We start from the raw sequence: 18590 nt of genomic DNA, 5'->3' as shown, positions 1-18590 counted from the left end.
CGAGCCCCACGCTATGACTTGATCACTCCCCGCATCATCACGTCGGGACCGAAACGTTGGTAATGCAGTTCCTCCAGTTCCAAGCCATCGGGAAAACCATCGCCACCCAATGCCGTCACCGCTCCCCCCGTCAGCATCGGCGCCATGAAAACCGCCAACTCATCAATCAAGCCACGATCTAACAGGAGCCCGGCAAGTCGTCCTCCGCACTCCACCATCACCGAGTTCACCCCAAACTCCCGCACCAACCGGCGCAGCGCCGCTTCGGGATCGGTTCTCGGCATGATGAGCGTCCGGTCTGAATGCCCGTCTGAGAAGAGCGGCGCATCCTTCGGCAGGCTTTCCGGCTGATCTGTTAGAACAACACGCCATGGCTGCAGGCGACCTTCTAACAGTTCCGGCTCACGCAGGTCGAGCCGGGGGCGGTCACGCCGCACGGTTTCACCGGAGGTCACCATCGCATCCACCGCCGACCGCAGCCGCTGCACTTCAGCACGCGCTTGCGGACCGGTGAGCCACATGCTTTCGCCGGGAGGGCGGGTCAGGCGACCATCGAGACTCATCGCCGTTTTCAGCATCACCCAGGGAAGCCCGCAGCGCTGTACTTTCGAAAAGGGCCGGATCACCCGCTCGGCATCTTTGGCCAGCACCCCCGCCACGACTTCGATCCCATGCGCCCGCAGCACTTCGTCGGCACGCCCCGCGTGGGCAGGATTCGGATCGGTGGCGGCGTAGACGACTTTTGAAATCCCTGCCTCAATCACCCCCGCCGTGCAGGCCGGCGTGCGCCCCTGGGTCGAGCAGGGCTCCAGGGTGACGAAAATAGTTGCTCCTTTCAGGGCGTCTTCACCATGTAATTTCTTCACCTGCGCGATCGCTTCGCGCTCGGCGTGCGGTTTTCCGGCTGCCCGATGCCATCCCGCCCCGAGTTCCTTGCCGTTACGGACGATTACCGCCCCGACGGGAGGATTCGGCGATGTTCGACCGATTCCCTTGCGAGCTTCGTCGATCGCGCGCTGCATCCACAATTCATGGTCATTCACCACTCAGGGAATGACTCCTCGGGGCCGGATGATCAACTCAGAGATTGAAGATTGTCCAAATAGCGACCATGTTAGGAGTACGTCGATTCGCTCAGTCGGCGTCGCAACCCACCATCACCATCAACCCAAGTAGACTCATGAAACGCTCCATCATCTTTGCAGCCATCGCCCTGATCGCACTGCCAGCTTTTGGTAGTGAAGCCGATGACTACTACAAGAAGGGCATGGACGCCGTCGCCGAGGGTGACGTCGCCGCGGCCCGCACCGCATTCACCAAAACGCTGCGTCTCAAGCCCGACCACGCCTACGCGCGCTATCAGCTCGGAAAGCTTTCCGAAAACAAGGGAGACCTGATTTCCAAACGCCGCAGCATCCAGCTCGCCGCCATCAAGTTGCCCAGCGTCAGCATGGACAAGGTCACCCTTTCCGAAGCACTCGAAGCCCTTGATCACCTGGTCACTGAGGAAGCCAAGCAGACGGATCCGAAAATTACCTTCAGCCCGAACTTCATGATCCGCGATCCAAAGAACGAACTCGGCGAGCGCGAAGTCAGCCTGCAGCTGAAAAATGTCCCTGCCAAAGTCGCGCTCGATTACCTGCTCGAGCAGGCCGGCGGCATCGCCCGCTTCGATGAGCACGCCACCGTCATCCGCCCGGCTCCCCAGTCGGCATCACGGTAACACGACGCGCCACGCGCTCCATCCTTGCACATGCCGCCACGCACGGCAGGCTCCTGCGAGATGGAACACGTGCTCGTTACCGGCGGTCACGGCGATCTGGGAAACCGGATCGCTTCGTCGTTTCGTGATGAGGGATTCAATGTCCATGCTCCAGGTCGCAGCGAACTTGATGTCTCGAATCCGGACTCCGTAAGCTCATTTTTTAAAACACTCGAGCCCCTCGATCTACTCGTCCTCAATGCCGGGCTAAGCCACGACCAACTCCTCGCCCGGACCAGCGAGGGCGATTGGGACCGCCAGATCGAGATCAACCTCCACGGTGCCTTTCGCTGCGCCAAGAGCGCGCTCAAGCCCATGCTCCGCCGCCGCAGCGGTCACCTCATCTTCATTTCCAGCTACTCGGCCATCCATCCGCCCATCGGCCAGGCCGCCTACGCTGCCGCCAAAGCCGGACTCATCGGTCTCGCCAAATCCCTCGCCCGTGAAGTCGGCTCCGCAGGAATCCGCGTCAATGTCATCCTCCCCGGCTTTCTCGAAACCCGCATGACCGAGGCCCTCAGCGAGGCACGCAGGAAAGCCGTCCGCCAAAATCATGCCCTCGGCCGCTTCAATACCCCAGACAGCGTCGCCCCATTTCTCGTCCATCTCCACCAGCACCTGCCCCACACTTCCGGCCAGGTCTTCCAGCTCGATAGCCGTGTGTGACTAAATGCCGGATTGACCCCGTCGCCTCGCCCCCTAGTCTTCCGCCCTCATGAAAGCCCTCGTCCTCACCCTACTCGGCTGCGCCAGTTTGCTTTTCTGCTCCTGCGGATCCGCCAATCGCTCTGTGGGTACGGCCTATCGGACGGCGGCAACTGCCCAACGCGTTTACGAAAACGCGCCAGACGCAGTCTACAACTCCTCAGGAACCGCCCTGCGCAGCTCCGATACCGGCGTCCGCTCCTATGACACCGTGCAGCGTACTTATAATAACGCACCCGCCACCGCCCAGCGCACGCAGGGAACCATCAGCCGTCTGATGGACTCCATTTCCCGTTCGCTCACGCCTTAAAGAGCCGTCACTTCCTCGATTCCGCGGCTTCCGTCGGGTCGAACTTCAAAGCGCAACCAGCGCGTTTCTTCCGGCATCAACTCCGGATAAAGGTCCGCCCACTCGGCGATCACCACCCCGCCATCGTCTAAAAATTCGTCCCAGCCGATGCCCAGCAGCGCCTCTGCCGAGTCCAGGCGGTAGAAATCGAAGTGGAAAACCGGCAGTCGGCCGCCCCGGTACTCGTGAACCAGTGAGAACGTCGGGCTGGTCACCGAGCCGGAAAACCCCAGTCCCGACGCCAAACCCTTAGAAAAATGGGTCTTTCCCGCCCCCAGGCCGCCAACCAGCCCCAGCACCGACCCGGCGCCGAGTTCCGCAGCCACTTCCCGGCCCAAATCGACCATCTCCGACTCGTTTGACACACAGCGATTCACAAGCACTCAGGAAACCTGAATAATTCCTCCCGTCGATTTCAAAAAATTCCCTTGCCGGTATCGAAAGCCTGTGGTGTTCTCCCCGCCCCCGCGCAAAGGCGGGGCATCCCTTAATCCCTTCTTCTAACGGCCATGGCCTACGCAGTGATCAAAACCGGCGGTAAACAATACCGCGTCAAACAAGGCGACAAACTCGATGTCGAGAATCTCAACCTCGATGAGGGCACCGTGCTCGAGTTCGCACCTCTCATCGTTGGCGAAGGCGCCGACATCAAGGTTGGCGCACCCGTCGTCGAAGGCGCAAGCGTTCAAGCAACCGTCCTCAACAACTACCGTGGCAAGAAAGGCATCGCCTTCAAGTTCAAGCGTCGTAAGGGCTTCCACAAAACCAAAGGCTACCGCCGCGCACTCACCACGATCGAAATCAACTCGATCGCCTGAGCTCCACCCCTTGGAGTTTAAAGTTTAAACCTTAAATTTTCCCAATCTCATGGCCCATAAAAAAGGACAAGGCTCCGTCAAGAACGGTCGCGACTCCCACTCCAAGCGCCTCGGCGTCAAGAAGTACGGTGGTGAAGTCGTCATCCCAGGCAACATCATCATTCGTCAGCGTGGCACCAAGTGGCAGCCCGGCGTGAACGTCTACCTCGGCAAGGACTACACCGTCCACGCCCGCGTCGCCGGTCACGTCTTCTTCGACCGCAACGGTCGTCGCGTCAACGTCAAGCCTGCCGAAGTCGCCGCGAACTAAGTTCCGCCGCTTCCCAAATTTCCAAAGCCGCCACCCGCAAGGGCAGGCGGCTTTTTTCGTTCCGGCGCATCGACATTCTTGTCGATGGCCCCCCACCCCAGCGAGTCACCGCCCCCGCGCCTTCCTCCAGATCAATCGGATCACGTGGAAGGAAGAATGAAGGATCAATGGTAGAGACAGCACCATTGCCGCCGCCGCAACGAAGCATAGCGTTCCCCAAACCCAACCTAACCAGCTTTTCCTGATCAAGGACCAGTTGTCTGCCGATTCCTGCAACCCCCACAACATCAAGAATCCACCCGCGAATAAACTCCAGGCCAGACAGGCGTTTCTCCAAATCGTCGCCTCATATCGCGCCCGCTCCTCGAGAATTCGTTGCCTCCCTTGCGCCGTCACCAACTCCGCCCTCTCTGCCACCGACATGCCGGAGAGATCACCCAACGGGCCATCCATCTTCGCCAGCTTGAACTTCGGTCGGGTCATCGGATCATCGCCATCCATCTCGCCACTCTATGAAAGTTCGAACATTCGGCAATCTCTCCTTCCGGAGCATCGATGCTAAAACCGAAGCACGCCCCACCTCCGATTCTTTTCTCTGGTCTCTGAGCTCTGGTCTCTGGACTCTTTCCCCATGTCCAACACCGCCGCCTCCCTCAAAGATCTCCTTCTTAAAAAGTCCGTCCGCACCGGCACCTTCACCCTCGCCTCCGGTGCCCAGAGCGACCTCTACATCGACTGCCGCATGACCGCACTCGACCCCTTCGGCGCCGCCCTCATCGGCGAACTCGGCTGGGAAGCCGTCCGCAAGCGCATCGGCGAAGAAGGCCTCTCGGTCGATGCCATCGGCGGCATGACCCTCGGTGCCGACCCCATTTCGCTCGCCGTCGGCATGGCCTCCGCCCGCCAGAACCCCGACGAAGCGCTCCAGGTCTTCACCGTCCGAAAGGAACCCAAAGGCCACGGACGCGGCAAACAGATCGAAGGCAACTTCGCCGAAGGAAATACTATCGTCGTCGTCGATGACGTCATCACCACCGGCGGCTCGACCTTGAAAGCCATCGATGCCATCGAACGCGAAGGCGGCAAGGTTGCCTTCGCCCTCGTCCTCGTCGACCGCGAAGAAGGCGGCCGCCAGGCCATTGAAGCCCGCGGCATCCCCGTCGTCTCCCTCTTCTCGCGCAGCACTTTGCTCGACGAGTAAGATCCCATGCCTGAGCTCTCCCCACCTGAAGGCTCGCTATCATTCCCCTCAGTTGGCAAGCTATCCCTATCATGGCGATGATCTCACGTAGGAAACAGAAGTACGACGTCTCCCCGCCACTCAGGCAGTACCTCTATCATTTCGACCGGCTCCGCGAGATCCCGCTCGTCTACGACGACCTCACCCGCTTCTCCGGTTCCATTCCCTACGAGGATCCGCGCGGCAAGGAAACCCTCTGGCTCTCCGTCTTCTACGATCAGGAGCACATGCGCGAACTGCGCCCGAAGCTCACCCAGATCTACGCCGAACTGAAGATCGGCGGCGAATCCGATCACCACGAACACCTCACCGTCGATCGCGTCGACTTCGGCGAGTTCGGAAACTCCCGGCCCTTCCGCATCCGGATCACCAACCTCTACAACGACAACTCCGACTACTTCTACGTCAAGCAGGCCGACGCCTCACGCATCTACGGCCTCGAGCTCGAACACATCCTCTCGCCGAACCGGATCAACTACCTCGTCAAAGGCAACACCCTCATCGAAGAACACATCGCCGGTGTCCCCGGTGATGCCTTCCTCCGCAACGACCTGCCGAAACCGGAACTCAACAAAGTCCGCATCGCCAAGGAGTTCACCAAGTTCAACGAACGCTGCTTCATCCGTCTGTTAGGCGACATGCGCAGCGTCAACTACGTCGTCGACATCACCCCCGACTTCGAGGAAGTACAGTACCGCGTCCGCCCGATCGACTTCGACCAGCAGAGCTACGAAAAGCGCGGCAAGACCTACCTCGCCTACCGTTTCGATTCGAACAAGGCCGTCACCAAGCTCGCCTTCAAATCCCTCAACCGCAAAACCATTCAGCAGTATGTCGCCGAAGAGCGCGCCCAGATGACCCGCCGCGCCAAAGTGGAAAGCAGTCGCCTGAAGGCCCTGTTAGGCGTCATGCAGCGCGAGGAACTCGCCCCGCGCGAACACGTCGTCCGTCTCGCCGCCGACCTCGCCAAGTACCACCACGACGACGTCTACCGCGGCTGCGACAGCATGGGCGCCCTCACCGCCACCCACATCACCCACATGCTGGAGTTGTGAAAGTTCGGACCTCCATTACCTGACCTCACCCCATCCCGGAAGGGATGACAGATCCTAGCGCGGGGTCGAGCAAAGCGACCACCCCGGGAGCCCGAATCCCAGACCACCGCATTCCGGAGGGATGCCCCCGAGCCTCCCAATAGGCAGGAGCGACCCTCCTGTCGATCAAGCGAACCTAGCGACCGGCTACCACCTTCGGCCTCCGATGATCAAAGGCACAAGCCGCACCAAATTTTCCCGGACTTCTCTTCATTTTTCAGGCGAAAACCATCGCAAGTTGTATCACCTGACACCTCTTTTGTGTGACACCTCTTTTGTGCCCGCAGCGTCCCACCTTCGGATGATTGGGTGATGGATCGAAGTAGATTGTGTGGCGGGAAGGGCGTCGGTTCTTGAGAGTTGCCCCATCCGTCGACCGAGGCCAATGCTTGGCCGCGGCCGCGCGTGTTACCATGGATCCTGATCTCTTTCTCAATGCTTTCATCTACCTCTTGGCTGCGGCCGTGGCGGCGCCCTTGGGCAAACGCCTCGGCCTCGGCGCGGTTCTCGGCTACTTGCTCATCGGCTCACTGATCGGGCCTTCGGCCTTCGGCATTATCGGCTCGGATCAGGAAGAAGTGATGCACTTCGCGGAGTTCGGCGTGGTGCTGATGCTGTTCGTTATCGGGCTCGAGCTCGACCTGACCAAACTCTGGCGCATGCGCGCCGCGATCTTCGGACTCGGCGGCTTGCAACTGGTCTTGTCTGCCGCTGCGCTGGCACTCGTCGGCGGACTGATCGCCGAGGACTGGCGGGAAGCGATCACGCTCGGCCTGATCCTCGCGCTTTCCTCGACGGCGATCGTGATGCAGACGCTCAAGGAGCGCGGACTGGCCGAAACCAATGCCGGCAAGCAGAGCTTCGCGGTGCTGCTTTTTCAGGACATCGCGGTGATCCCGATTCTCGCCGTGATTCCCTTGCTTGCCTACCGCTCACCGATTTCAAAAGGAGAGGACGAGCACGCGACCACTCTAACAACATGGATGGACCAGCTACCGGCCTGGGCCCATGGCTTCATAATTCTCGGAGCGATCGGGCTCATCATCGTACTCGGCCGCTTCCTGCTCACGCCATGGCTGAACTGGGTCGCGCGACTGAAGGTCCCCGAAGCCCTCAACGCCACCACGCTCACCCTCGTCGTCGGCGTGGCACTGCTGATGAACTCCGTCGGCCTCTCCGCCGCACTCGGTACCTTCGTCGCCGGGGTGATGCTCGCCTCCAGCTCCTACCGCCACGAACTGGAGGGCAACATCGAGCCCTTCAAATCCCTGCTGCTCGCCGTCTTCTTCCTCGCCGTCGGTGCCAGCATCGACTTCGCGCTGATCGCCGAAAAACCGGCACTCATCGCGCTCTTCGTCACCCTCTTGATCCTCATCAAGTTCCTGGTCCTGCTCGTTCTGGGAAAAGTCTTCCGTCTCGGTTTCGACCAACGCCTGCTCTTTGGCGTGGCACTGGCGCAGGGCGGTGAATTCGCCTTCGTGCTCGGTGGCTTCGCTCTGGCCAAGGGAGCGATGAGCCCCGAGCTCTCAAGCCTGATGATTGCATCGGTCGCGCTCTCGATGGCGCTCTCGCCACTGCTGCTGATCTTCTTGCAACGCGCGATCCTGCCACGCTTCGGGACCACCCGCAGCGAGAAGCCCGAACGCGAGTCGGACATCCAGAACGACCACCCCGAAATCATCCTCGCCGGCTTCGGGCGCTTCGGCCACCCGATCGTGCGCCTGCTTCGCTCCGTTGGCCACTGTCCGACCGTGCTTGAGAAGGACAGCGACCACATTGACTTCCTCCGTCGCATCGGCGCGACCTGCTACTATGGCGATGCGACGCGTCTTCAGCTTCTGCATTCAGCCGGCGCCGCCGATGCGAAGCTCATGATCATCGCGATCGATGACGAAGACGGCTGCCTGACGATCATCAATCACTGCCGCAAGCACTTCCCGCATCTCCGGATCCTTGCCCGCGCCTGCTCGAGAAACCACGCTTACCTGCTGCACGAAGCGGAAGTGGAATACTTCATCGAACAGCTCGGTTCCTCCCTCGATTGCGGCATCGCCGCGCTCGATGCCATCGGGCATCACCTCGATCACTCGAAAGATGCGGCCCGACGCTTCAAGGACATGGAGTTCAAGGCAATCGCCAACTTGGCCGGTCAAGAGCGCGACGAAAAGAGCTACATCTCCGCCGCCCAGCAGAACATCCGCGACCTCGAAAGCCTTCTCAGCGACGCGCCGATCAGGACCGCAGCTCAGCAGGCCAAGAGCGCCGAGTGATCCGGGGATCAAGAGGGGTGACTCCTATTGGGGGACGGAGGACCAGGATGAATGAGATGGGTAGGATTTTGGGAGCTTGGACATTACGCCAAATCGAGTATCGAAGCCCATTCAATGTATCTGTTGGACAAGATAAGGCTCTGATTTGGAAATCTAAATCCGATCCATCCTATCAATCCTGGTCCGATTCTTCGCTAGCTGGATCGGCCAGCGCTCAAAGCCGACTCACTTCTCCACAATCCAGATGTTCCGGAACTGCACGGGATTACCGTGGCCTTGGAAAAGAAGGTTTCCTTCCGGAATTTCAGGCAGCTTGCCGCCGTTACCGGTGCCTTTGGGAAGCTCGACATCATCGTGAATCATCACGCCGTTCTGAACAACCGAGACTCGCGCGTTCGTAACCTTCTTGCCGTCTTCGAACTTCGGAGCAGTGAAGTCGATGTCGTAGCTTTGCCAGGTAAGCGGAGGCAGGCACATTGGCACGTCGGGGGTCTTGAATTTGTAGAAGCTCCCACACCATTGTTTGTTGTCCGAGTGGTTTTTCCCACCCCAAGTACTAAGGTCATAGTCGAGACCGAAGCTGTCGATGATCTGGCATTCGTAACGACCAAAAATGTAGATCCCGCTGTTTCCGCGATCCTGGCTGCTCAGCGGAGTTTCCGGTTTGAAGGGCAGGCGGAACTCGAGATGCAGCTTGAAGTCCTTGAATTTCTTCTTGGTCGTCGTCCCGGCCATCAGCAGCCCGTCCTTGATCACGCCCTTGTTCCACTGGTTGGTATTCGTGCCATCGAAGAGCACCACCGCACCCTCCGGTGGTTTGGCGCCGAGAGTCGGCACCTCACGTTCGACCCGGCTGAAACCGTCAAGCTGCTCGGCCACGAAAGCGGCATCGCCGACGGACTTCGTGATTTTCGAGCCATCCCAACCGGCACCCGGAAGACCTTTGGCATACTCGGAGATCTGGAATTTTCCTTTGCCCATCGCCGCGACCTGAGCGGCGCGACCTTCAGCGACGTATTCGCCCTGGATTTTGAAATCGGGGTATTCTGCGGCGGCTTTGGCGGGATCCGTCCAGACGGGAGCTTCAGGAGCTGCCAGTAGCGAGGTGGCGGAACAGACGAGGGCGAGTGGAGCGATCAGGGTTTTCATGTTCAGGGATGGAATTTCCAAATGAGCGGGATGGTGAAGGAGGCGACGATCCAGAGAATAATGTTCAAAGGAAGGCCAACTTTCACGAAATCCTTGAAGTGGTAGCCACCGGCACCAAAAACGTAGGTATTCGTCTGGTAACCGATCGGCGTGGCAAACGACGCGCTGGCTCCGAACATGACCGCTACGAGGAAGGGGATCGGCGAAACGTCCACCGCTTCGGCAATGCGGATGACGATCGGTGCCAGCACCACGGCCACGGCATTGTTCGAGACCATCTCGGTCATGATGCTCGCCAGCAGATAGATGCCACACAGGATGCCCCAGGGTCCAAGCGGTCCGAGTGCGTCGGCGACGTGGGTGGCCAGGGTCGTAGCGGCACCCGTTTTATCCATCGCCGCGCCAAGCGTGAGCATGCCGATGATCAGCAGCAGGATTTTCCAGTCGACGGCTTCGTAGGCCTCACGTGGAGTGAGGCAACCGGCCAGGAGAACGAACAAAGCGGCGAGGAAGGCGGCGGCAAAGGTATCGAAATTCAGCGGCAGACCAATCCACTCGAAATTGAAGGCCGCGAGGAAGATGAAGAGAAAGATTCCCGCCACGGCGAAGGGCGCTTTCTTCAGATTGAATGCTTCCGGGCGAGGTTCGGACAGCGTAATGAAGTCGCGCTCGGCCTTCAGTCTCTCGACACCTTCGCGCGATCCTTCCACCAGCAGGGTATCGCCGAACTCGAGACGCAGCGTTTCGAAATCCTTGGTGATGTTCTGTCCTTCACGATGCACGGCAAGGATCAAGGCGCCGAATGATTGACGGAAGGCCACCTGGGCGAGGGTCTTTCCCGCAAGGCGCGAATTGGGTCCGATCATGCCTTCCAGCAGAACGGCTTCCCGCTCTTCCAAGGTGTCCAGGCCGGTCTCGGTTCCCATTCCGACATTCACCTCGTCTCCCTTGTGCAACTCGGCGACTCCCTTGGTGCCGGTGCGGATGAGCAGGCGGTCGCCGAACTGGAGAATGATCGCGTCCAAGGCATCTTCGAGGATCCGCCCACGCCGCCGAACCTCGATGATCTTCAGCTTGCGTGAGCGTCCCTTGAGAGCATCCAGCACGCTCTTTCCGATTAAAGGTGAACCTTCCGGCACGCCCGCCTGAATCAGGAACTCGCGCCCCCGACTCGCATCTAACAGAGTGGCCAGGGTATCTCGCGCAGGTAGAAGCTTGGAGCCGAAGAACCAGAGATAGGATCCCCCGATCACCGCGTAGATCATCCCCAGCGGCGCGATCGAAAACAGATCGAAGTGGGCGATGCCACGTTCCCGCGCGATGCCATCCACGAGAATGTTCGTCGAGGTGCCGGCCATCGAACAGGTGCCGCCGAGGATCGTTGCGTAGGACATTGGAATCAGCAGCCGTGACGGCTTGGCACCGCTGTCACGGCAGAAACCGAGAATCACCGGGAGCAGGATGACGACCAGCGGCGTGTTGTTGATGAAGGCCGAACAAATCGTGCACACGATCAGCAGGGCCGCCAATGCCCGCCGTTCGCTCCCTTTTGCGACGGTATTGAAAAGGCGTCCAAGCCGGGCGATCTGGCCGGTTCTTTCGAGTGCCGCGCTGATGATGAAAAGCGCACCGATGGTGACCGGAGCCGGATTCGCAAAGGAAGCCAGCAGGTCGTCCTTGTCCAGAATACCCGTCATCAGAAGCAGGCCCGCAGCGGAGAGAGCCACGAGTTCCACCGACAATTTCCCCCACAGGAAAGCGGCAAAAACCGCAATCGTCAGGCCGAACACAAAGTACTGATGCCAGTCAGGAGACACAGACTAGATCATCATGTCTAGGCCTCCGGGAACCAAGGCCGAATTGTGGCGTCTTAATCACAGAAATACTGGATGGATGGCACCAGAAATTTCCCGCAAAGGAACTTTCACCGATGAGACGCCCATGGCACCAACGAGTTAGCACGAGCAGGGTCCGAATGATATATCGGAATGTTTCGCCTTCAGAAGGGTCCCGTCCGGAGTGAAGAAGATTGCTGCAGAACATCGATCCTGGCGCAGGAAACCTGATGTCCCCTCCCTCATCGGCACCTGCTCGTTGACCACATGCTGCAGCATTGCCGAACCTGCCATTCCCGCGACTCCGACAACGATGTAAAACCAGCGGAGATTGCTCCGATCAAGATTCCCGATCCAATGGTCAACCACTGTTGCTGAAATCGCGCTGAGCGTGAAGAGCATCACGGAGGTCGACCAGGTTCGCATCATCCGCAGCGGCATTCCCTCGGGTATCGAAAAGCCTCCGCACAAAGCAAAGGCAGCGAGAAGGACAACGAGTCCCACGACCCGGGAAGGTTTGAAGTTGAAGTCCATCAGTCCGTTTCCAGCAGCAGAAGAGAGCGATCTACGGAACAAAGAGGACCTTCCCCGACCGGTCAGGATCGGAGAGTCGGTGGAGAGCCGATCTGAAGTCGCCGAGCTGATAGGTGGAGTCGATGGGGATATGGAGATTTCCCGAGATCATTTCGCCAGCGAGACGGCCATACACCTCTTCGATTTCCTTGCGGGGTGCGGATTCAATCCAGCGGGTGATCCAGAGCCCACGAATCCGAAGGTCCTTGAAAATCAGTAGTCCGTTGGGAATCGACAGCGGCCTGAGGGCCATTGCCCCAAAGGTGATCTGGGTGCCTCCGCCAGCCAGACACTTGAGCTGCCGGAGGGCGCTTTCGCCGCCGACACAGTTGAAAGCCAGCAGAGGAGGAACATTGCCACAGATATCCCGTACGGAACCTGGGACTTCCGCATCGTCGATGAGTACCTGATCAGCTCCCGCGACAATCAGTTGCGGAATCAGCTCCGCTCGACGTACTAGATTGATCGTACGAACGCCGAGCGACTTGGCGAGGGGGATGACGCAGCGGCCGACACCGGAATTGGCGGCGTTCTGAATAATCCATGATCCCCGGGGAAGATCGGCGAAAGCGGTCAGCAGTCGCCAGGCTGTTGCAGGGTTGACCTTGAGCATCGCGGCCTGGAGCGGGTCGATCGCGGCCGGAAGCTTGAAGAGGTAGGATGCCGGAACCTGCGCATGACTGGCCCACAATCCGGCACGGCGGAGAAAGATACAACGCTCGCCGGGCTTGAAGTCCGGAGATCGGCTTTCGACGACTTCACCGCAAGCCTCAATGCCCGGGACTGCTGGCAGCACCGGGTTTACCCCATAGCTGCCCTCAATGAAATTGAGGTCGGCAGGATTGATCGGACTGGCAAGAATCTTCAAGCGGACCTGGTCATCCGACAGATCGGGAAGCCGCAAGTCATGGACTTGTAGAACTTCCCCCGGCTTGCCGGGTTCACTGAATTGGAGGGATTGCATGTCGAGCGATACTTTGCACCCGGATGCTCAGGGAAACAAGCCACGCGAACTTTTGACATCGGCCACCGTTTTGATTGCAAGCGCCTGAGCGGCAGTTCTTTGGGGAAGATTGTTCTGTTTCGCAAAGTTCAGCACCCGGGCAAATGTGCCCTCGAGCATCGTTTCCAGCCGGGTCAGCACTTCACGTTCGGTCCACTGGTAGCGCTGCAGATTCTGCACCCACTCGAAGTAGGAGACGGTCACGCCGCCCGCGTTGCAGAGGATGTCCGGGATCAGAAAAATATCACCACGTTCGGAGATGATCAGATCTGCTTCGGGGGTTGTCGGTCCGTTCGCTCCTTCGGCGAGCACCTTGCACTTCAGCTTCGCAGCGTTCTCACGGGTGATCGCCATGTCGGTGGCCGCAGGAACCAGCACGTCGCACTCTTGAACCAGCATTTCGCCGGGATCGATGGCCTCGGCTCCGACGAATCCACTGACGCTGCCTTTAGCGGAAACGTGAGCTTTCAGCTTGTCCACATCGAGTCCGTCGGCGTTCCACACCGCGCCCGTGACATCAGAGATGCCGATGACCTTCACTCCATAGGAAGCAAGTGTTAGAGCCGCGAATGAGCCGACGTTGCCGAAGCCCTGAACAATCGCGGAGGCTCCTTCAATCTTGACGCCGAGTTTGTTGAGCGCGCGTGATGCGAGGAAAGCGACACCGTGACCCGTGGCACGGCTGCGACCGGCGGAGCCTTGCAGATTCAGCGGTTTGCCCGTCACGATCCCCGGAACAAGTCTCCCGGCACTGGTGGAATAGGTGTCGACCATCCAGGCCATTGTCTGCTCGTTGGTACCCATGTCGGGTGCCATCACATCGATGTCCTCGCCGATGAACGGTGCCATTTCCATGGTGAAGCGACGAGTGATCTTCTCGAGTTCGGTTTGGCTGAGGTTTCGCGGATCACAGTTGATTCCACCTTTTCCGCCGCCAAAGGGAAGTTCCATCAGGGCGCACTTCCAGTTCATCCACATCGCCAGCGCTGCCACCTCACCGAGCTCGACTTTCGGATGGTAGCGCAATCCGCCCTTTACCGGGCCGCGCGTCAGGTGGTGCTGCACACGGTGACCGAAGTAGACCCTGGTCGTGCCATCGTCGTGTCTAACAGGAACTGTGACGGTGATCAGCCGTTTCGGCCACTTGCAACGCTCGCGAAGTTCGTCGTTGAGGTCGAGAAAGTCCGCAACTTGATCGAATTGGGCCGCCGCCATGGCGAAAACCGGATTTTGTAGCAACTCAGTGCGCATGATCCATTCCTAAACAGATGCGCCCGAGCGCGGCGAGCTTAAGCTCGCGGTGCGGCCTTTCACTGACTAGGCTCGCGGGGCAATGGAGCGCTTGGACATTGACGGAAAATTCCTGCGGGTCGGTGACCGGCGGGTATTTCTGCGGATGGTGACCTATGGTCCCTTTCCCGGAGGATGGCCGGCGGATTTTGCGGAGGATTTCCAGAGAATCAAAGCGGCGGGTTTCAGCGCCCTGAGGCTCTACGAGTGGCCGGATTCCCGACTACTGGATGCTGCGGAAGCGGCCGATCTTCAGGTCTTTGCGGGATTGAAATGGGCCTACTCCTGCGACTTCTTCCGCCGTGAGGAGCTTCCGAAAGCCGAAGCGGCACTCACTTCGGGTCTCGCGACGACGGGGGATCATCCTGCGCTCGCCGGAGTATTCGTGGCAAATGAGGTGCCCGCCGATCTCGCTCGCTGGATGGGACCGGCGAAGGTCCGGCGGACTTTGGAAAGTCTGATTGCGCTCGGCAAGGCATCCTGCCCGAAGCTGATCTGGTGCTACGGGAACTACCCCGGCACCGAATACCTCGAACCCGGAAACGCCGATCTAACAGCCATGAACGTCTACCTCGAGAACGAGGATGACTTCCGCGCCTACCTGAAACGGCTCCATCATATCGCAGGCGATCGGCCGGTGCTGATTTCCGAGTTCGGTCTCGATTCCAGGCGCAATGGACAGGAGGCCCAGGCAGCGACATTGAGCTGGGCTCTGCGCGCCGCGATGGAAGCCGGCACCGCTGGCATGGCGATCTACGCCTGGAGTGACCGATGGTTCAATGCGGGCAGTGAAGTGCTCGATTGGGACTTCGGCTTGATCGATCGCGATGGTCGTGACAAGGCGGCACTTGCTGCTGTTAGAGACACGCAAGCCGGCCTCGAGGGATCGGAGACTGCGATTCCGGAGTTCTCGGTCATCATCTGCACCTTCAATGGGCACGACCGCATCCGCTCCTGCCTCCGCGCCACCCTTGCCTTGCAAGGTGTTGATTTTGAGGTGGTCGTGGTTGACGACGGCTCGAACGACGGGACTTCCGAGTTGGTGGCGAGGGAGTTTCCGGAGGTCCGCCTGATTCAGATCGAGCAGAGCGGACTCAGCGCGGCGCGCAATGCCGGAGCCGAAGCTGCCAGTCGTGAGATCCTCGCCTTTACCGATGACGATTGTGAACCGGACCCGCAATGGTTGTCCGAGATCGCGAAGTGTTTCACGGATGGCTGGGACGCGGCGGGCGGGCCGAACCTGCCGCCACCTCCATCTAACGGAATTGAGGCGGTCGTCGCCGGAGCCCCGGGCGCAGCCAGCCATGTGATGCTTGATGACGTCGAGGCCGAGCACGTTCCGGGCTGCAATCTGGTAGTACGACGTTCGACGTACTTCGCCATTGGTGGATTCGATCCGGCTTACCGGACGGCGGGCGATGACGTTGATTTTTGCTGGCGGCTTCGCGATGCCGGGTTCCGGATTGGTTTCTCGCCGACTGCATTCGTCTGGCATCATCGACGGCCGACGCTTCCCGGATACCTACGTCAGCAGAGGGGTTATGGTCGCGCCGAAGCGATGTTGATGCGCAAGCACCCGCAGCGTTTCTCGCCGTCCGGCGATGCCCGCTGGCACGGCACGATCTATACCGGTGGGCCAGTGAGAGCTCTGAACGAAGCCGTGATTTACCATGGCCCCATGGGCATGGCGGGCTATCAAGGCGTGATCGCGCGCGTCCAGCCACTCCGGGACCTCGATGATCGTTTCAACACGCCGGTTTCCCGCCTGGTGCTGGCCGGCATCTCCTGGCTCGCGCCGCGAATCCGGGCTTGGGAAAGGATTCGCCGCTTTCGCGGGCCTGTTCCTCCCGACCTCCCTGCAGCCTCCCCCCCGTTTCTCGAGTTCGCACTTTGGACCGGAGAAGAACGGGAAGTCATCCTTCGACGGCTGCTTGATGACGGCTGGAAGATCGGAGGAGCGACCGACGATTGGGACATCGAAAAGGAGGGCACCCGGGTTCTCGTCGCCACGGAAAGGGGCGAAGGCATCGAGAAATGCACGCTTTTCCGCGTCTGGGGGGATGCTTCGAAACTTGAGGTCTTAGAAAGCGCGGAGGTGCTTTCCTGAATCCGGGCGGGGTGGAAAAGTGAAACGGCGACACCTCTTGAGGGCCGCACTTCAGATTCCCCCGCCAATCGAAAGTTGATCCTCACCGCTCCACGGGCGATAAGCTGCGGCCGTGAGCTTGACCACCCGTGATTTCCACTACGATCTCCCCGAGGAGTTGATTGCATCCCGTCCGCTGGAGGAACGCTCGGCGTCGAGGATGATGGTGATCCACCGGGACAGCGGGAGAATCGAGCACCGGATGTTCCGCGACATCCAGGAGTACCTGCGGCCCGATGATCTTCTGGTACTCAATGACACGCGGGTCATTCCGGCGCGGGTGTTTTCGGACGATGGGAAAATCGAACTGCTTTGTCTCGATCGGCTCGGTGCCAATCAATGGCGTAGCCTGGTCAGGCCGGGAAAGAAGATGCGCGAAGGGAGAACGGTCCAGGTGGGAGGAAGTACGGGACTTGTAGTAGATATTTTCGGGAATGGTGATCGTCTCATCGAATGGGACAAGGAGCCGGATCTGAATGAAGTCGGCCATCTGGCCCTGCCCCACTACATGGGTCGCGACGACGAACTTGAGGATCGCGAGCGCTACCAGACTGTCTTTTCGAAAGAAGAAGGAGCCATCGCCGCGCCGACCGCCGGCCTTCACTTCACACCGGAGATCCTCGCCCGGATTCCTCACCGCTTTCTCACCTTACACGTCGGCGTCGGAACGTTCCGCCCGGTGAGCGTGGAGCGCCCGGAGGAACATGACATGCATTCCGAGCGCTACTTCGTCTCAAGCGAAACCGCCCGCCAGGTGAACGAAGCGGGCCGTGTGGTGGCCGTGGGCACGACGGTCACACGTGTGCTGGAATCGCTTGCCAAAGAAGGACCGGCCAAGCTCGAGGTGACGGATCATCAGGGCGAAACCAACATTTTCATCTACCCACCGTATCAATTTCGGGCGGTCGACGTGCTCCTCACCAATTTCCACCTTCCGGAAAGCACGCTGATCATGCTGGTTAGCGCGATGGCGGGGCGTGAGCTGGTGCTGAAGGCCTACCATGAGGCGGTGAGGGAAAAGTACCGCTTTTACAGCTATGGCGACTGCATGTTGGTGGTCTGAATGGGCTGACATCGCATCCTCTTCAGAAAAACCATTGCGCAGGAGTGAGGACGCGTGTTGACTTCCGGCGCTGTCAGGGGCTGTGGAGCTTCGGCAGGTGAACCCCGCCAGGCCTTAACAGGAGCAACGGTAGCTTGTCCGGATTTGCCGCGGTTCCCTGGCAGCACTTTTTTACTCCTGAAGCTCTCCTAGCTTCTCGGCACCTTCGATCTCAAGGGTGTTCCACATCCCTTTCTTATCCAGTGCGATCGGTAACAGGGAGGACGATAGGCGATCCGCCGGAGCCCCTCGAAGTTCTGCAAGCGTCTCCTCCGGATCGAGGCGATTCATCGCGAACATGCTGTAGGCACTTCCAATCTCGACCCCCCTGCTCTCACGGAGTTCGAAGTGGAGGTGCGCCGGATCATCGCCATTGGCAGTGCCGACAAGGCCGATTCTCTGACCACGGCCCACCAACTTCCCCATTGGAACGTCGATGCGCAGCAGCCCGGCATACATGCTCTGGAGCCATCTGCGATCAGCGCTGCGATGGGCGAGAATGAGGACCTTTCCCCAGCCGGGAGAGGGTTCGCCCGAATAGACGACGAGACCATCGGCGGCGGCAAAAACCGGATCGCCCAGGTCCGAATCCATCCCGCCGAGACCATCCAGGTCATCGCCGGTGTGGTGACCACCCTGTTCGTCGTTCATTTTCCAGAACTTCTGGGCGTTGAAGGTTAGTCCGCCGTTCTCCGTTCCCATTGGAGCGTCGAAGCGGTGGGCGTGGGGAATGGTAGCGAGCTGCCAGGCGTTGAACTGGTGCAGGCGGTGACGTGGTTCGCCATCCTTAGGGAGAAAGAGGGGGGCGTCGGCACCCTGCATGCTGTTGAGGTTCTCGATTGGACCAAGCTTATGCGCGGACTCACGCCACAACACCCCGGCGAGCATGAGGGCACCAATCAGAATCAGGATGAAGGTGGTGGCACTGAAGATTTTCAAGGAAC

Annotated in this window: 18 protein-coding genes and 1 other RNA gene; 11 read left to right on the top strand and 8 right to left on the bottom strand. The window is 59.7% G+C overall.

Annotated features, from left to right (window positions below; genetic code table 11):
* Nucleotides 1-11: 11 nt before the first annotated feature.
* Nucleotides 12-1043 (bottom strand): bifunctional diaminohydroxyphosphoribosylaminopyrimidine deaminase/5-amino-6-(5-phosphoribosylamino)uracil reductase RibD, encoded by a 1032-nt coding sequence (gene ribD / locus ACFQY0_RS09535; RefSeq protein WP_379711660.1) that lies wholly within the window; start codon nt 1041-1043, stop codon nt 12-14.
* A gap of 137 nt (nt 1044-1180) precedes the next feature.
* Between ribD and ACFQY0_RS09530 the strand changes: the two genes are divergently transcribed.
* Genes ACFQY0_RS09530 through ACFQY0_RS09520 form a run of 3 tightly spaced genes read left to right on the top strand, consistent with a single transcriptional unit; the run spans nt 1181 to nt 2777 of the window.
* On the top strand, nt 1181-1723 hold the full coding sequence (locus ACFQY0_RS09530; protein ID WP_379711658.1) for a tetratricopeptide repeat protein: 543 nt from the start codon (nt 1181-1183) through the stop codon (nt 1721-1723).
* Between the two features lie 30 nt (nt 1724-1753).
* The gene (locus ACFQY0_RS09525) at nt 1754-2428 is read left to right on the top strand and encodes an SDR family NAD(P)-dependent oxidoreductase (RefSeq protein WP_379711656.1); all 675 of its coding nucleotides are present in this window, start codon (nt 1754-1756) and stop codon (nt 2426-2428) included.
* 49 nt (nt 2429-2477) lie between these two features.
* Nucleotides 2478-2777 (top strand): hypothetical protein, encoded by a 300-nt coding sequence (locus ACFQY0_RS09520; RefSeq protein ID WP_379711655.1) that lies wholly within the window; start codon nt 2478-2480, stop codon nt 2775-2777.
* Here ACFQY0_RS09520 and tsaE read toward each other — a convergent pair.
* The gene (gene tsaE / locus ACFQY0_RS09515) at nt 2774-3181 is read right to left on the bottom strand and encodes a tRNA (adenosine(37)-N6)-threonylcarbamoyltransferase complex ATPase subunit type 1 TsaE (RefSeq protein WP_379711654.1); all 408 of its coding nucleotides are present in this window, start codon (nt 3179-3181) and stop codon (nt 2774-2776) included. The genes ACFQY0_RS09520 and tsaE overlap by 4 nt on opposite strands.
* Before the next feature lie 144 nt (nt 3182-3325).
* Between tsaE and rplU the strand changes: the two genes are divergently transcribed.
* The 5 genes from rplU (at nt 3326) to ACFQY0_RS09490 (ending at nt 8548) form a co-directional block, all read left to right on the top strand.
* A complete protein-coding gene (gene rplU, locus ACFQY0_RS09510; RefSeq protein ID WP_379711652.1) occupies nt 3326-3634 on the top strand; it encodes a 50S ribosomal protein L21 in 309 nt (102 codons plus the stop codon).
* Between the two features lie 49 nt (nt 3635-3683).
* Nucleotides 3684-3944: a 50S ribosomal protein L27 gene (rpmA, locus tag ACFQY0_RS09505; RefSeq protein WP_379711650.1), complete on the top strand. Its 261-nt coding sequence runs from the start codon at nt 3684-3686 to the stop codon at nt 3942-3944.
* A gap of 631 nt (nt 3945-4575) precedes the next feature.
* Complete coding sequence (gene pyrE, locus ACFQY0_RS09500) at nt 4576-5145, top strand: orotate phosphoribosyltransferase (RefSeq protein WP_379711648.1); 570 nt, start codon at nt 4576-4578, stop codon at nt 5143-5145.
* Between the two features lie 77 nt (nt 5146-5222).
* Nucleotides 5223-6239, top strand: a complete 1017-nt coding sequence (locus ACFQY0_RS09495) for a hypothetical protein (protein WP_379711646.1) — start codon at nt 5223-5225, stop codon at nt 6237-6239.
* Nucleotides 6240-6691: 452 nt separating this feature from the next.
* Nucleotides 6692-8548: a monovalent cation:proton antiporter-2 (CPA2) family protein gene (locus ACFQY0_RS09490; protein ID WP_379711644.1), complete on the top strand. Its 1857-nt coding sequence runs from the start codon at nt 6692-6694 to the stop codon at nt 8546-8548.
* 225 nt (nt 8549-8773) lie between these two features.
* Here ACFQY0_RS09490 and ACFQY0_RS09485 read toward each other — a convergent pair whose 3' ends face one another.
* The 5 genes from ACFQY0_RS09485 to ACFQY0_RS09465 all read right to left on the bottom strand — a co-directional run bounded on the left by ACFQY0_RS09485 (nt 8774) and on the right by ACFQY0_RS09465 (nt 14359).
* Nucleotides 8774-9697: a 3-keto-disaccharide hydrolase gene (locus tag ACFQY0_RS09485; RefSeq protein WP_379711642.1), complete on the bottom strand. Its 924-nt coding sequence runs from the start codon at nt 9695-9697 to the stop codon at nt 8774-8776.
* A gap of 2 nt (nt 9698-9699) precedes the next feature.
* Entirely contained in the window at nt 9700-11514 is a 1815-nt protein-coding gene (locus ACFQY0_RS09480) for an SLC13 family permease (RefSeq protein ID WP_379711640.1), read from the bottom strand.
* A gap of 138 nt (nt 11515-11652) precedes the next feature.
* Nucleotides 11653-11934, bottom strand: a complete 282-nt coding sequence (locus ACFQY0_RS09475) for a hypothetical protein (protein ID WP_379711638.1) — start codon at nt 11932-11934, stop codon at nt 11653-11655.
* Between the two features lie 163 nt (nt 11935-12097).
* The gene (locus ACFQY0_RS09470; protein WP_379711636.1) at nt 12098-13069 is read right to left on the bottom strand and encodes an MDR family NADPH-dependent oxidoreductase; all 972 of its coding nucleotides are present in this window, start codon (nt 13067-13069) and stop codon (nt 12098-12100) included.
* Between the two features lie 27 nt (nt 13070-13096).
* A complete protein-coding gene (locus ACFQY0_RS09465) occupies nt 13097-14359 on the bottom strand; it encodes a Glu/Leu/Phe/Val family dehydrogenase (RefSeq protein WP_379711635.1) in 1263 nt (420 codons plus the stop codon).
* Nucleotides 14360-14441: 82 nt separating this feature from the next.
* Between ACFQY0_RS09465 and ACFQY0_RS09460 the strand changes: the two genes are divergently transcribed.
* From ACFQY0_RS09460 to ffs, 3 genes are all read left to right on the top strand, one after another.
* Nucleotides 14442-16505, top strand: coding sequence for a glycosyltransferase (locus tag ACFQY0_RS09460; RefSeq protein ID WP_379711634.1), 2064 nt, complete (start codon nt 14442-14444; stop codon nt 16503-16505).
* Between the two features lie 118 nt (nt 16506-16623).
* Nucleotides 16624-17607, top strand: coding sequence for a tRNA preQ1(34) S-adenosylmethionine ribosyltransferase-isomerase QueA (gene queA / locus ACFQY0_RS09455; RefSeq protein WP_379712274.1), 984 nt, complete (start codon nt 16624-16626; stop codon nt 17605-17607).
* Between the two features lie 71 nt (nt 17608-17678).
* Nucleotides 17679-17773: signal recognition particle sRNA small type (gene ffs / locus ACFQY0_RS09450), an RNA gene on the top strand.
* 5 nt (nt 17774-17778) lie between these two features.
* Here the strand turns inward: ffs and ACFQY0_RS09445 are convergent.
* Nucleotides 17779-18585 (bottom strand): M23 family metallopeptidase, encoded by an 807-nt coding sequence (locus ACFQY0_RS09445; RefSeq protein WP_379711632.1) that lies wholly within the window; start codon nt 18583-18585, stop codon nt 17779-17781.
* Nucleotides 18586-18590: the final 5 nt, after the last annotated feature.

It is taken from the genome of Haloferula chungangensis (genome assembly GCF_042664875.1).
Taxonomy (GTDB): Bacteria; Verrucomicrobiota; Verrucomicrobiia; order Verrucomicrobiales; family Akkermansiaceae; genus Haloferula; species Haloferula chungangensis.
This window is presented reverse-complemented; position numbering and strand designations above follow the sequence as displayed.

Bases quoted from the DNA above. Each gene is read 5' to 3' on its own strand.
- ACFQY0_RS09530 (WP_379711658.1), top strand. From the start codon at position 1,181: ATGAAACGCTCCATCATCTTTGCAGCCATCGCCCTGATCGCACTGCCA.
- ACFQY0_RS09525 (WP_379711656.1), top strand. From the start codon at position 1,754: ATGCCGCCACGCACGGCAGGCTCCTGCGAGATGGAACACGTGCTCGTT.
- ACFQY0_RS09520 (WP_379711655.1), top strand. From the start codon at position 2,478: ATGAAAGCCCTCGTCCTCACCCTACTCGGCTGCGCCAGTTTGCTTTTC.
- rplU (WP_379711652.1), top strand. From the start codon at position 3,326: ATGGCCTACGCAGTGATCAAAACCGGCGGTAAACAATACCGCGTCAAA.
- rpmA (WP_379711650.1), top strand. From the start codon at position 3,684: ATGGCCCATAAAAAAGGACAAGGCTCCGTCAAGAACGGTCGCGACTCC.
- pyrE (WP_379711648.1), top strand. From the start codon at position 4,576: ATGTCCAACACCGCCGCCTCCCTCAAAGATCTCCTTCTTAAAAAGTCC.
- ACFQY0_RS09495 (WP_379711646.1), top strand. From the start codon at position 5,223: ATGATCTCACGTAGGAAACAGAAGTACGACGTCTCCCCGCCACTCAGG.
- ACFQY0_RS09490 (WP_379711644.1), top strand. From the start codon at position 6,692: ATGGATCCTGATCTCTTTCTCAATGCTTTCATCTACCTCTTGGCTGCG.
- ACFQY0_RS09485 (WP_379711642.1), bottom strand. From the start codon at position 9,697: ATGAAAACCCTGATCGCTCCACTCGCCCTCGTCTGTTCCGCCACCTCG.
- ACFQY0_RS09475 (WP_379711638.1), bottom strand. From the start codon at position 11,934: ATGCTCTTCACGCTCAGCGCGATTTCAGCAACAGTGGTTGACCATTGG.
- ACFQY0_RS09470 (WP_379711636.1), bottom strand. From the start codon at position 13,069: ATGCAATCCCTCCAATTCAGTGAACCCGGCAAGCCGGGGGAAGTTCTA.
- ACFQY0_RS09465 (WP_379711635.1), bottom strand. From the start codon at position 14,359: ATGCGCACTGAGTTGCTACAAAATCCGGTTTTCGCCATGGCGGCGGCC.
- ACFQY0_RS09460 (WP_379711634.1), top strand. From the start codon at position 14,442: ATGGAGCGCTTGGACATTGACGGAAAATTCCTGCGGGTCGGTGACCGG.